This is a genomic window from Cupriavidus sp. 96C5-1, assembly GCF_057798855.1.
In genome coordinates this window covers 60,520-73,546 of sequence record NZ_JBYOJU010000043.1, presented here as the reverse complement: position 1 = coordinate 73,546, position 13,027 = coordinate 60,520, and the positions used below count along the sequence as shown (strand labels likewise).

Here is a 13,027-nt window from a genome sequence, read left to right as displayed (position 1 = left end):
TTCCCCGTCTCCTCCTGCCCGGTGTGCGCGGGCCAGGATTAAGCCCGCGAGAAATCGCGGGCTTTTTTCTTTGACAACAACAACCGGCCGACACAAAAAAAACGGCCCCGAAGGGCCGGTTCATTGGCGCTCGCCAGCCCGGGCATTGCATCCGGGCCGGGGCTTGCCATCAGTCCACGGTGGCGCCTGAAGCCTTCACCACCTTGGCCCACTTGGCGGCTTCCAGCTTCATGAACGCGGCCAGCTGGGCCGGCTTTTCCGGATGCGGTTCCGCGCCCTGGTCGGCCATCTGCTTCTGCACTTCCGGCATGGCCAGGATCTTCACCACTTCGGCGTTCAGGCGATCGACGATCGGCTGCGGCGTGCCGCCGGTGGCGTACAGCGCGAACCAGGAAGTGGCTTCATAGCCTGGCACGCCGGATTCGGCCACGGTCGGCACGTTCGGCAGCGCGGGCGAGCGCTTGGCCGAGGTCACGGCGATGGCGCGCAGCTTGCCTGCCTTCACATGCGGGTACGACGACGGCATATTGTCGAACATCAGGCCGATCTGGTTACCCAGCAGGTCGTTCACCGCAGGGGCGCTGCCCTTGTACGGGATGTGCTGGATATGCAGGCCGGTCATCGAGTTGAACAGCTCGCCCGACAGGTGCATCGACGAACCGCTGCCCGACGAACCGTAGGACAGCTTGTCCGGATTGGCCTTGACGTAGGCGATCAGTTCCTTGACGTTATTGACCGGTACCTTGGGGTTCACCACCACGATGTTCGGCACCATGGCGACGCGCGTGATCGGCGCGAAGTCCTTGACCGGATCGAACGGCAGCTTCGAGTACAGCGACTGGTTGATGGCATGGGTGCCGATGGTGCCCATGAACAGCGTATAGCCATCGCCCGGGGCCTTGGCCGCCAGCGACGCGCCGATATTGCCGCCCGCGCCCGGACGGTTATCGATCACGACCGGCTGGCCCAGCGCCTTGCCCAGTTGCAGGCCAACGATGCGCGCCAGGATGTCGGTGGTGCCACCGGCCGAGAATGGCACGATCAGGGTGATCGGCTTGGTCGGGTAGTTGCCTTGGGCATAGGCAGCACCGGTCATGCCGCCAAAGGTGGCAGCCAGTGCCACGCCGGCAGCCAGCAGGCGGCGGCGCGCGCCGTTGTGCAGGGTACGGCCTCGGGAATCGGATTTCATGTTTGCTCCAGGAAAGTTCGCTGTGAGCCCGCGCTTGTGGCGCGGGCCTTCTTTTTAGTTTGTACTGACTAAGTGCGGCGCCATGATTACGCTGGCGCGACAGGCCCCACCCACGCCGCGGGACTTACACTGGCGCCACGCCGAGCGTGGTGCCACCGCACACATAGAGCACCTGCCCGGTGACGAAACCGTTCTCCGGCGACAGGAAGAACATCGAGGCGCGCGCCACGTCTTCCGGCGTGCCCATGCGCTTGACCGCGATGCTGGCGAGGATGCGCCTGGTCTGCTCACTGCCTTCGGGGTTGCTCTTGCGGAACAGTTCAGTGGCAATCGGGCCCGGCGCCACGGCATTGACCGTGATGCCGTCGCCGCCCAGTTCCATTGCCAGCGTGCGGGTCATGCCGATCAGGCCGGCCTTGGTGGCGGAATACACCACGCGTTCCGGCTTGCCCAGCGCTGCGCGCGAGGCCATGTTCACGATGCGGCCGAAGCCTGCCGCGCGCATCGCGGGCAGGCAGGCCTGCGTCAGCAGCAGGGTGGCTTGCAGGTGCAGGCCGACCACATAATCGAGGTCCTCGACGCGCGCGGTATCCGCCGTGCCGGGACGGGTGGCGCCGGCATTGTTGACCAGCCGGGTCACGGCGAAGCGCGAGGTCACCTGTTCGGCCACCGCGCGGGTCGCGGCGGCATCGGTCAGGTCGGCCTGGAAAAACGTCATATTGGGATGCGACCAGGCGGGGGCGACATAGTCGACATTGACCACCTGGGTCACGCCATCGGCCAGCAGCATTTCGCTGATGGCGCGGCCGATACCGGAACTGGCACCGGTAACGAGCGTGGCAACGGGAAGGGACATCACTTACTCCGACCGGCGACAACCGCGCCGGGTCATGCTGAAGAGGATGCGACAGGAGCCGGCGAGCTGGTCGGCCCTGTCGCGCTGCTTCTTTGCGTTGGGAAACTGTCTCAGCCTGCACTTCCGCCAGGTACTAACGGCAGGGGCGCAGAGATCTTGAGCGGTCGGCGTCCGCGGGCCGGAGCCCACGGCGCGGATGACGTCGGACGCGGCTGGTCAGACGCGTTCGATCACCATGGCGATGCCCTGGCCCACGCCGATGCACATGGTGCACAGCGCGTAGCGGCCGCCGGTGCGGTGCAACTGGTACATGGCGGTGGTCACCAGGCGGGCGCCGCTCATGCCAAGCGGGTGACCCAGTGCGATGGCGCCGCCGTTCGGGTTGACGCGCGCATCGTCGTCGGCCACGCCGAGTTCGCGCAGTACGGCCAGGCCTTGCGCGGCGAAGGCTTCGTTCAACTCGATCACATCCATCTGGTCGATGGTCATGCCCAGTTGCTTGAGCAGCTTCTGCGAGGCCGGCGCCGGGCCAATGCCCATCACGCGCGGTGCCACGCCGGCGGTTGCCATGCCGACGATGCGGGCCTTGGGCGTCAGGCCGTGCTGGCGGGCCGCGGCTTCGCTGGCGAGCAGGATGGCGCAGGCGCCGTCATTGACGCCCGAGGCATTGCCCGCGGTCACGGTGCCGTCCGGGCGCACCACGCCGCGCAATTTGCCCAGCGCTTCCATGCTGGTGGCGCGCGGGTGTTCGTCGCGCTCCACCACCAGCGGATCGCCCTTCTTCTGGGCGATCGTCACGGCCGTGATTTCCTGTGCCAGCGTGCCGTCGGCCTGCGCCCGCGAAGCCTTCTCCTGGCTGCGCAGCGCCATCAGGTCCTGGTCTTCACGGCTGATCTTGTAGTCGGTGGCGACGTTCTCGGCGGTCTCGGGCATCGAGTCCACGCCATAGGCCGCACGCATGGCGGGGTTGATGAAACGCCAGCCGATGGTGGTATCGAAAATCTGCGCGTCGCGCGAGAAGGCGCTGGTAGCCTTGCCCATGACGAACGGAGCGCGGCTCATGCTTTCCACGCCGCCGGCAATCATCAGGCCGGCTTCGCCGGCCTTGATCGCGCGCGCCGCGGTGCCGGTGGCGTCCATGCCCGAACCGCACAGGCGGTTGATGGTGGCGCCCGGCACGCTCTGCGGCAGGCCTGCCAGCAGCAGCGACATGCGCGCCACGTTGCGGTTGTCTTCGCCCGCCTGGTTGGCGTTGCCATAGATGACGTCGTCGATGGCCGACCAGTCGAGGTTCGGGTTGCGCGCCATCAGCGCCTTGAGCGGCACCGCGCCCAGGTCGTCAGGGCGTACCGCGGACAGGCTGCCGGCGTAGCGGCCGATGGGGGTGCGGATGGCGTCGCAGATGAAGGCTTCGGTCATGGTTGTCTCTCAGGTTTCTCTATTGCTTGTGCGTGAAAGGCTTGTGCGTGAAAGCGTGCAGCCTGGAAGCGTACGCGCCGGGATGCGTGCGCGGGACGGCGGCGCGCCGCCGGCGCCCAAGGCACCCGGCACGCGCCGCGCCTGCCAGGCCGTCAGGCCGTGGCGCCTTGCTTGAGCGGCACGCCGGACAGGCGCTGCAGCTCTTCGAAGGACAAGCCCTCGACCAGGTCGCGCGCCACCAGCCCGTCGGGCGTGACATCGATGGTCGCGAGATCGGTATAGATGCGCGTGACGCAGGCCATGCCGGTGAGGGGATAGGTGCATTGCGGCACGATCTTGCTTTCGCCCTGCTTGGTCTGGTGTTCCATCATCACGAACACTTCCTTGGCGCCGATGGCCAGGTCCATCGCCCCACCCACGGCAGGGATCGCGCCCGGTGCGCCGGTATGCCAGTTGGCCAGATCGCCCTTCTCCGAGACCTGGAACGCGCCGAGCACGCAGAAGTCGAGGTGGCCGCCACGCATCATGGCGAAGGAATCGGCATGGTGGAAATACGAGCCGCCCGGCTTGATCGTGACCGGCTGCTTGCCGGCGTTGATCAGGTCGCCGTCTTCCTCGCCCGGGGGCGGCGCCTTGCCCATGCCGAGCAGGCCGTTCTCGCTGTGCAGCAGGATTTCACGGTCGGGCGGCAGGTGATTGCCGACCAGGGTGGGCAGGCCGATGCCGAGATTGACCACGGCACCGTCGGGAATGTCTTTGGCCACGCGGGCGGCCATCTGATCGCGGGTCAGGCGTTGCATATTGGGGATCTCCTTGGCGCTCAGGCGGCAGCTTGGCTGGCGCCGTCGATCTTGACGACGCGCTTGACGAACAACCCCGGGGTCACGATGTGTTCCGGGTCCAGCTCGCCGAGCTCGACGATCTCGCTGACCTGCACGATGGGGCATTTGGCCGCCATGGCCATGATCGGGCCGAAGTTGCGCGCGGTCTTGCGGTAGGTCAGGTTGCCCCAGCGGTCGGCGCGCAGCGCCTTGATCAGCGCGAAGTCGGCATGGATCGGCGTCTCGTAGACATAACCCTGGCCGTCGATGATGCGGGTTTCCTTGCCTTCGGCCAGCGGCGTGCCGTACGCGGTGCGGGTGAAGAAACCGCCGATGCCGGCGCCGGCGGCGCGGATGCGCTCGGCCAGGTTGCCCTGCGGCACCAGTTCCAGCTCGATCTCGCCGGCGTGGTAGAGCGAGTCGAAGACGTAGGAATCGGCCTGGCGCGGGAAGGAGCAGATGATCTTGCGCACACGCTTGGTCTTGAGCAGCGCGGCCAGGCCCGTGTCGCCATTGCCCGCGTTGTTGTTGACGATGGTGAGGTCGCGGGCACCCTGGGCGATGAGCGCGTCGATGAGCTCCGCCGGCATGCCGGCCATGCCAAAACCGCCAATCAGGATGGTGGCGCCGTCGTGGATGTCGGCCATGGCCGATTCCACCGAGTCGAATAGCTTGTTGATCACTTGCGTTCCAGTTCCGAGAGTCCGGACGAACTATCCGGGAACCGGCCGCCAAGCAGGGAAATCAGGCGGCGCGCAAACGCTGTCTCCGGACAGTCCTGCCGGAAGGTCCATCCGGCTTGCACGCCATGCATTGACTGCGCAAGGTGCTTCGCCAGACACGAATCCAACAGACTTTGATTTTTCTGGTTGTTCTGATTATTCTGATTTGTTCTAATTGCGAACTTCAATTCGCAGAATGAACAGATTACACCCCCTATCCGGAGGTGGTCAAGGCAACGGAAAATCGCTTGTGCGGTTGCCGGACACGATCGTAGGCCAGTTGTAAGCCAGCTTGCGGGCAGGCCTTCCGCGTGGTGCCGGCCGGGGCGGAAACAAGGCAGAGCTTACGCCCTTCACGCCTCGGCGGGGCACGCGTTCCCGGCCTTCTATGGCAATTGCAGCGCCGCCCGGCTGCCGCCCACCCCGGGCCGGATCTCCAGCCGCACGTCGATGCGCTCGCGCAATTCGGCCACATGGGAAATGATGCCCACCAGCCGGCCGGCCTGCTGCAGGTCGATCAGGGTCCGGATGGCGAAATCCAGGCTTTCGGGGTCGAGCGTGCCAAACCCCTCGTCGACAAACAGCGTATCCAGCTGGATGCCGCCCGCGCGTGACTGCACCACGTCGGCCAGCCCCAGCGCCAGCGACAGCGAGGCCAGGAAGCCCTCGCCGCCGGACAGCGTATTGGCCGGGCGCGCCATGCCGGTATCGTGGTCGAACACCTCCAGGTCCAGCCCGCCGGCGCTGCGCAGGTCGCCCTGCTGGCGCACGCGCTGCAGTTCGTAGCGGCTGCGGCTCATGCGCATCAGCCGCAGCGAAGCCGCCTCCAGCACCTCGTCGAGCAAGGTCGCCAGCACGAACCGCTGGAAAGTGATGCGGCGCGGATTGTTGCCGTTGGCCACTTCCGCCAGGCGCCCGAGCACCGCATAGCTGCGCTCGATCTCCGCGCCCTCGGCGGCCAGGGCATCCAGCCGTTGCTGGCACTGCAGCAGGTTCTCGCGGCTGCGATGCAGGTCGGCCTGCTGCGCGACCAACGCTTCCAGCGCGGCGGCGGCGTCGGCCTGCGCCTGCCTCAGGGCCGGCAGGTCTGGCGCCGCCAGGTCCCGCGCGGCCAGGGCGGCGCGCTCGCGGCGATCGGTGGCGGCGGCAAGATCCAGGTCGAAGCGATTGACCAGGGCTTCGAGCTGCCCCGCCTGCGCGCCCGGCAGGCGCGCCTCGGCATAAGACTCGCGCGTGGCAAAGCCAGCCTGTTCCAGTGCGCTGGCGAACACGGCGCCCGCCTGCTGCTCGCGCTGGGCATGGCCGGCAAGGCTGGCCTGCGCGGCGGCTTGCGCGGCCTGCGCCGCGGCGAGGTCCGCGCCGGCACGCTTGTCGGCGCCCTGCGCCGCGGCCAATGCGGCTTCGCGCGCGGCAAGATCCTGCCGCGCCTGCGCCAGGGCGCGTGCCAGCCGCTCGGGCTCGCGCCGGTCCGGCGGCACCTGCGCGCAAGCCGCTTGCCACTCGCCCTGCAGCCTGGCGTGGCGCTGGCCGGCGTCCTGCGCGGCGGCATCGGCCGCGCGGATGGCGGTTTCCGCAGTCGCGAGTGCGCCGCGCTGCCGCTCCAGTTCGGCGGCCAGCGGCTGGCACTGGCTGGCCGCCAGCCCGGCCGCCTGCTGCTGCGTGCGCAGCGCCTGGATAGCCTCGGCCAGTCGCAGCTTGGCGGCGGCCGGATCCTGCGCCGCGCCGGGCGGCATTTCCGCGGCGCCCACGGCTGCGCGCAGTTCGTCCAATTGTTCCTGGCGATGCACCACCGCCAGCAGCGCGGCCTGTGCCCGGCTGGCCGCGCCCTGGGCGGCCTGGTCGGCGAGCCGGGCCGCCTCGCGGGCGTGCTCGAGCGCCTCGTCGGAAACCGGCGCTTCGACATGCAAGGCCAGATGAGGATGGGCAGCGCTCCCGCAGACCGGGCAGGCATCGCCGTCGCGCAGGCCCTCGGCAAGCCGCGCGGCCTGGCCCGCCCGCCAGGCCAGTTCGGTCTCGCGCAGTTGCAAGGCGCCCTGCGCCTGCCGCGTGGCGGTTTGTTGCGCGGCGCGCTGGTCGGCCTGCGCCTGATGCCGCGCCTGTTCCCATTGCGCCAGCGTGGCTGCGTACTTGTCGAGCGTGGCCGCCTGCTGGGCGAGCCCGGCCTGCTGGAGCTGGAACATCTCCAGCCCGCGCGCGCCTTCCTGCGCCTGGGCCAGGCTGGCCTCGGCCTGCCGCAGCGCCACGCTTGCCTGCTGCTGCGCCTGCACGGCGCCGGCATGGGCTGCGGCCTTCTGCGCCTGCTGGCTGGCCGCGTGCTGCAAATCCTGCTGCAGGGCGCCAAGGCGTTGCGCCTGCGGCAGCATGGCCTCCAGTTCGGCTACATGCTTTTGCGCCAGCTGGCGCTCGCCGGCACGGGCCACTTCGGTCTCCAGCGCCGTTGCCGCCGCTGCGGAGGCCATCGCGCAGGCGTTGGCCCGCGCGCTTGCCGTGGCCAGCGCCTGCTGTGCCTGCTGATGTTCCTGCCCGGCCTGCCCCAGGTGTTGCTCGAAGGGCTCGACCTGCGCGGCCCTGCGCGCCGCCTGCAGGCGAAGCCGCTGCGCCTCCACCTCGTGCCGTTGCGCCAGCAGGGCGGCGTGGGCCGCCTCGGTCTCGCGCTGTTCGCGCAGGCGTGCTTCGGCATGCTCGCCCTGCCGGCTGGCCAGCGCGGCAAGCTCCAGCGCGGTGCGCGCGGCGCCGTCGCGCTGCCTGAGCGCATCGAGCCGGGCCTGCAGCGCCGCCGCCTGCTCCCGCAACGCATCCACCGATTCAAGCTGATACTGCTGCAGCAGCGCCGCTTGCTCGATGTGCAAGCGCTCGGCCTGCTGGCGGATGCCCGCGGCCTGGCCCTTGAGCAAGTCCTCCACGCGCCGGTACAGCTCGGTGCGGAACAAGCGTTCCAGGATGGCCTGGCGGCTCTTGGAGTCGGCCGTCAGCAGTTCGCGAAAGCGCCCCTGCGGCAATACGATCACCTGGCGGAACTGGCTGCTGTCGAAACCCAGCAGGTTGCGCACGTAGTCATCCACCTTGTTGGGCTGGCTGGCCTTGCTGGTCCAGCCGCCCTCGCCCATCGCGTCGAGCTGGGCCTTGGGTGTTTCCTTGACGGTGCCCTCGCCCCGCAGCTTGGGCCGCTCCTGCGCCGGCGAGCGCGTGGCAAGGTAGCGCTGGCCGGCCAGGCTGAACTCGAACGTGACCTCGGTGCGCAGGCCGGGATCGGCATTGGCGCTGCGCATGTCCTGCGCGCTGCGCTCGCCACCGGAGGTATCGCCGTAAAGCGCGAAGCAGATGGCGTCGAGCAAGGTGGTCTTGCCCGCGCCGGTGGGGCCGTGGATCAGGAAGAAGGCCCGCTCCCCGAGCCGGCTGAAGTCGATCTCCTCGCTGGCGGCAAAGGGGCCGAAGGCTTGCAGTTTCAGGCGCAGCGGTCTCATGCGGACTCCCGGTCGGCGGCAGCAATGCCTTCGAGCAATTGGTTGAGCACGCGGCGCTTGTCCTCGTCCAGCGCCTCGCCCGCGACCTCCTTGAAGAAGTCGGCGAACAGTTCCCCGGCGTCCAGCTGGCGCAGGCGCTGCCCGGCAGCCCCGGCCTCGCCGCTGCGCGTCAGCACGGCCCGCTCGAGCGCGAGTGCGTTGGGGTAGCCCTGGCGCAGGCGGGCCATCGGGTCGAGCAAGGCACCGGCATCGGTGAGCACCGCGTGGATATAGTCGTCGCGGCGCGGATCGGCGGCGGCCTGCGCCAGCAGATCGGCCAGTTGCCCTTCGACGATGCGCAGGTCGCGCCGCGGCGAGAGCGCGATTGGCTCGATGCCGACCGTGCCATCGCCGGCCAGCTCGATCAGCGAGACCGACTTGGCGTGCGTGACCTCGGACAGCGAGTATTTCAGCAGCGAGCCGGCATAGTGGATCCGCTCGTTGAATGTCTGCGGCCGGTGCAGGTGGCCAAGCGCGACCAGGTCGAAGCCGTCGAACACACTCGCGGCAACGGCACCGCTGCCCCCCACCGAAAGCGGGCGCTCGGATTCACTGGCCTCGCCGCCGATCACGAACGCATGCGCCACCACCACCGAGCGCGCATGCGCCGGATGGCTCGCCCGGATCGCGTCCAGACGAGCGGCAAGCGCCGCCTCGTGGCCAGGGAGTTCCACGCCGAAGGCATCGCGCACGGCCGCGGGCTCGGCATAGGGCAAGGCATAGATCCGCACCTCGCCAGCCGCATCGGACAAGGTCACGCAGGCCGCCTCGCGCCCGGCGAGGCCGGCCACATGCAAACCCTGCGCCGTCAGCAGCCGCGCGCCGAAGCCGAGCCGCTGCGCGCTGTCGTGGTTGCCGGCGATCATCACCACCGGCACGCCCGCGTCCACCACGATGCGCGCCAGCACGTCGTCGAGCAGCGCCACCGCCTCGGGAGGCGGCACCGCGCGGTCATAGACGTCGCCGGCGATCAGCACCGCATCGGGCCGCAGGTCGCGGACCAGAGCAAGCAGTTGGTCGAGCACCCAGGCCTGGTCTTCGAGCAGGCTGCGCGCGTGGAACACGCGTCCGAGATGCCAGTCGGCAGTGTGAAGAAAACGCAATGTGAATCCCTTGTTGGAGCGATGGCCGGCGCAGCGCCGGCGCTGAAGCGGTGTTGGGCGGGTCGCGGACCGGGGCACGGGCGGCGAGCGCAAGCGCCATCATAAACGCCTGCCGCCAGCCGTTCAGTTTCGGTTCAGCCCGCGCTCGCCACAATACGCCGGTGCTGGTGCAAAAGCGCCAGACCCGATCCAGCCAACCCAGGGAGAGCAAAGATGAAACGCATTCTGATCGCAGCAACGCTGGCAGCCACGGCCATGATGGCGCAGGCGCAATACGTCGGGCCGTCGACGGTACCCGTGGCCACGGTCAAGGCCTTGCAGGCGGATGGCAGGGACGACCAGCCGGCGGTGCTGCGCGGCCAGATCGTCAGCAGCGTCGGCCACGAGCTTTACCGGTTCGATGACGGCACCGGGCAGATGCGCGTCAAGATCAAGCAGCGGCTGTGGCCGGCCGGGCAGCCGGTCGGCGCGGCCACCAAGGTGGAACTGATCGGCGAATACGACAAGGAATGGGTCGGCGAGCCGAAGTTCAAGGTCAAGCAGATCCGCCTGCTCTGAGCCGTCGTCGCGCGATTCGCGCAAGAGGAGCCAGGAGTGTAAAAAACACCAAGCCCGGGGCTTTCGCGCCCGGGCTTTGTGCTGGCAACTGCGCGGCGGCCGGCCCGGGCAGCCTTACTCCTGAACCTTACTCCTGGATATTGGCTTCGCTGACGATCTTGCGGTACGCCTCGGTCTCCCGGGCGATGAAGCCGCGGAAAGCCGCCGCGTCCTTCGCGTCGATATCGACACCGGCCTCGGACAGCTTGCTCTTCACCTCGGGCGCGTTGATGGCGCGAGCGAGTGCCTCCGACAGCTTGTCGGTCACGGCCTTGGGCGTGTTGGCTGGCGCGAACAGCCCGAACCACAGGCGCATGTCGACGCCCGCCAGGGCCTTGCTCTCGGCCAGGGCCGGGATATTGGGGGCCGCGTGCGAGCGCGTGGCCGAAGTCACGCCGATGGCCTGCAGCTTGCCCGACTTGATCTGCGGCAGCGCGGTCGACAGCACCAGCACGCCCAGTTCGATCTGGTTCGCCATCAGGTCGGCGATGGCGGGCGCGCCGCCCTTGTACGGCACATGGGTCATATCGACCTTGCTGGCGCCGCGAATCAGTTCGCCCGACAGGTGCAGCGGCGTGCCGATGCCCGAGGTGCCATAGTTCACCGGCTTCTTGCTCTTGGCCAGCGCCAGGAAGCCGTTCACGCCATGAATGCCCGATTGCGCGCCGGACACCAGCACCATGGGCTGCGACCCCACCATGCGCAGCGGCACCAGGTCGCGCTGCCCGTCGTACCGGATCTTCGGATTGGTCAGCCTGGCAATCGAGATTTCGCTGTTGGATCCCAGCAGCAGCGTGTAGCCGTCGGCCGGCGCATTGATGGTCTTGATCGCGCCGATGGTACCGCTTGCGCCCGGCGCGTTGTCCACCACCACCGAGACCCCCAGGTCCTGGCCCAGGCGCTGGCTCAGCACGCGCGCCACCATATCGTTGCTGCCGCCTGCGGCGTAAGGCACGACGATGGTGATGGGCCGTTCCGGATACCCGGCGGCAAGAGCGGGCGGGACAGTGACGGCGAGGGACAACGTGACAGTCGTGACGGCGGCGGACAGCGCCTTGGCGAGGGACTTCTTCATCGGATTCATTTTCTTGCGCCCGAGGCGCGCCTTCAGTCTGAAAAGCGTGATGGGGGTGGCCAGCATCACCGGCCCGGCAGTGCTGGATCGCAATATACATGCCATCCAAAAAACTAGCCAAGTCTCGTTTACGAGACCATGCGAAGCAGAATGAGCGCTTGCCCGCACCAAAAACACGCATTAAATGCACTTTGATGCACAAAACCGGCTTTCGATGCCAGGAGGCCGTCATCGCTTTATCGGCGCCAGGCCGATCACGCTTCAGCCGCCGGGTGGGATTGCCGGAGACCGCGGTGATGCCAGGGTGAGGGGGCAATGCACGCCGCCCCCTCGCATCCTCACCTTCTCTCGCCATTCCGCGGCAGCCCATGCTAGGATGAGCCTTGTCTTCTTTTTGAGATTCCCCAGGATGGATGCTCCGCTGGCTGCCGGCATACCCGTCGATTTCATCGAGATCGGCAATCGCCTGCGCGCCTACCGCCTCGGCGCGGGGTTGCGGGCGGAAGCCATCGCCGAGCAGCTGGGCGTTTCGCGCGCGGCGATCTACCGGATGGAAAAGGGCGATATCGTCAAGATCGAGACGCTTGGCCGCCTGGCTCACCTGCTGGGCACCTCGCTGGCCTCGATGCTGGGAGTGGAGTCGGAGTACTACCACTCGGCCGTGGCGTATATCGAGCGCATGCGCCAGCTCGAACATGGGGCCACCCGCATCCTGGCCCATTTCGAGCCGATTTCCTATCTGCTGACCTCGCCCGGCTACGCCGGCCACCTGCGGCAGATGCTGGGCGAAAGCCCGCAGCCGCCGCAAGCGGCGACCATCGACGCGCTGCTGGAACTGCTGGAGGAACGCAAGCAGTCATTCGCCCGCAGCGTGCCGCCCATCACCAGCCTGATCGACCTGCGCTCGCTCGAACGCTTCGTGCATTTCGGGCTGGTGGGGCGGCTGGACCTGCCACCGGCGGTGCGCATGGAGCGCTCGCTGGCGGCCCGGCGCGAAGTCGAGCGCGTGATCGAGCTGCTGGAGGCGCAACCGATCGGCTTGCAGATCGGCATTGTCGACGGCAGCATGCCCAATGCCACCTTCCAGGTATTCGAGCGTCCGGGCAAGGCCTATGTAGCGACCAGCCCGTTCCGTTTCGGGGAGTTTCCCAATGTCTCGACCGGCATCGCCACCGTCACCGCCGCACCCGAGGCGGTGCGGCTTTACACCGCCATGGTCAATGACCTGTGGCAGCGCGCCTATAAGGGCCGCGACGGCGCCGCCCTGTTGCGGCGCATGCTGAACAGCGTATGAGCGAGCCCCGTTCCACGAGGCTTGCAAGTTAGATAGCCTTGCATCGTTTTTTCGCACGACCCATCCGGTCTTCGGTTTTCACCAGTCTTCACCAACAGCCCTCGAACCATTGCGCCATGACGCTTGAAACCACACTCCAGCAATTCCAGGATTCGCTTCCCGGCACCGATGCCTTCGTGGCGGTCAAGAACGCCACCCGCGACCTGATCGACACCGACCCGGCCCACGCCGCGGCCTATTTCCTGCTGTACGGCTTTGCGCGTTCCTACGTGCTGCTGTATGAGGACCAGGCCGTCACCATGGATTTCGCCGAGGCGGCCAGGCAGGAACTGCTTGGCTATATGCAAGGCATTGCACGCGCCCTGCCTGCCGGGCCCGCAGCGCTGGTAGCGGAAATGAACCGCATCGTGAGTGCGTACCAGAGCGGCAGGAAGACCTTCTGAAGACC

General features: G+C 67.9%; 11 protein-coding genes. 3 read left to right on the top strand and 8 right to left on the bottom strand.

Annotated features, from left to right (window positions below; genetic code table 11):
- Positions 1 to 169 precede the first annotated feature (169 nt).
- The 7 genes from AC3FOF_RS34495 to AC3FOF_RS34465 form a co-directional block, all read right to left on the bottom strand.
- Positions 170 to 1,189, bottom strand: a complete 1,020-nt coding sequence (locus AC3FOF_RS34495; protein ID WP_017223935.1) for a Bug family tripartite tricarboxylate transporter substrate binding protein — start codon at positions 1,187 to 1,189, stop codon at positions 170 to 172.
- Between the two features lie 124 nt (positions 1,190 to 1,313).
- Positions 1,314 to 2,045, bottom strand: coding sequence for an SDR family NAD(P)-dependent oxidoreductase (locus AC3FOF_RS34490; RefSeq protein ID WP_017223936.1), 732 nt, complete (start codon positions 2,043 to 2,045; stop codon positions 1,314 to 1,316).
- Between the two features lie 216 nt (positions 2,046 to 2,261).
- Positions 2,262 to 3,464 (bottom strand): 3-oxoadipyl-CoA thiolase, encoded by a 1,203-nt coding sequence (gene pcaF, locus AC3FOF_RS34485; protein WP_017223937.1) that lies wholly within the window; start codon positions 3,462 to 3,464, stop codon positions 2,262 to 2,264.
- Between the two features lie 152 nt (positions 3,465 to 3,616).
- The gene (locus tag AC3FOF_RS34480; RefSeq protein WP_017223938.1) at positions 3,617 to 4,264 is read right to left on the bottom strand and encodes a 3-oxoacid CoA-transferase subunit B; all 648 of its coding nucleotides are present in this window, start codon (positions 4,262 to 4,264) and stop codon (positions 3,617 to 3,619) included.
- A 20-nt stretch (positions 4,265 to 4,284) separates the two neighbouring features.
- On the bottom strand, positions 4,285 to 4,968 hold the full coding sequence (locus AC3FOF_RS34475) for a 3-oxoacid CoA-transferase subunit A (protein ID WP_017223939.1): 684 nt from the start codon (positions 4,966 to 4,968) through the stop codon (positions 4,285 to 4,287).
- 425 nt (positions 4,969 to 5,393) lie between these two features.
- On the bottom strand, positions 5,394 to 8,471 hold the full coding sequence (locus tag AC3FOF_RS34470; RefSeq protein ID WP_488729151.1) for an AAA family ATPase: 3,078 nt from the start codon (positions 8,469 to 8,471) through the stop codon (positions 5,394 to 5,396).
- Positions 8,468 to 9,613 (bottom strand): exonuclease SbcCD subunit D, encoded by a 1,146-nt coding sequence (locus AC3FOF_RS34465; protein WP_488729150.1) that lies wholly within the window; start codon positions 9,611 to 9,613, stop codon positions 8,468 to 8,470. Before AC3FOF_RS34465 ends, AC3FOF_RS34470 begins: the two co-directional genes overlap by 4 nt.
- 213 nt (positions 9,614 to 9,826) lie before the next feature.
- Between AC3FOF_RS34465 and AC3FOF_RS34460 the strand changes: the two genes are divergently transcribed.
- Positions 9,827 to 10,171: a YgiW/YdeI family stress tolerance OB fold protein gene (locus AC3FOF_RS34460; protein WP_017224140.1), complete on the top strand. Its 345-nt coding sequence runs from the start codon at positions 9,827 to 9,829 to the stop codon at positions 10,169 to 10,171.
- 127 nt (positions 10,172 to 10,298) lie between these two features.
- Here AC3FOF_RS34460 and AC3FOF_RS34455 read toward each other — a convergent pair whose 3' ends face one another.
- The gene (locus AC3FOF_RS34455) at positions 10,299 to 11,285 is read right to left on the bottom strand and encodes a Bug family tripartite tricarboxylate transporter substrate binding protein (protein ID WP_488729149.1); all 987 of its coding nucleotides are present in this window, start codon (positions 11,283 to 11,285) and stop codon (positions 10,299 to 10,301) included.
- Positions 11,286 to 11,694: 409 nt separating this feature from the next.
- Between AC3FOF_RS34455 and AC3FOF_RS34450 the strand changes: the two genes are divergently transcribed.
- Both AC3FOF_RS34450 and AC3FOF_RS34445 read left to right on the top strand, forming a co-directional pair.
- Positions 11,695 to 12,579 carry a helix-turn-helix domain-containing protein gene (locus AC3FOF_RS34450; RefSeq protein ID WP_488729148.1) on the top strand — a complete coding sequence of 295 codons (885 nt, stop codon included), beginning with the start codon at positions 11,695 to 11,697 and terminating at the stop codon, positions 12,577 to 12,579.
- A 116-nt stretch (positions 12,580 to 12,695) separates the two neighbouring features.
- The gene (locus AC3FOF_RS34445) at positions 12,696 to 13,022 is read left to right on the top strand and encodes a hypothetical protein (RefSeq protein WP_017224137.1); all 327 of its coding nucleotides are present in this window, start codon (positions 12,696 to 12,698) and stop codon (positions 13,020 to 13,022) included.
- Positions 13,023 to 13,027 lie beyond the last annotated feature (5 nt).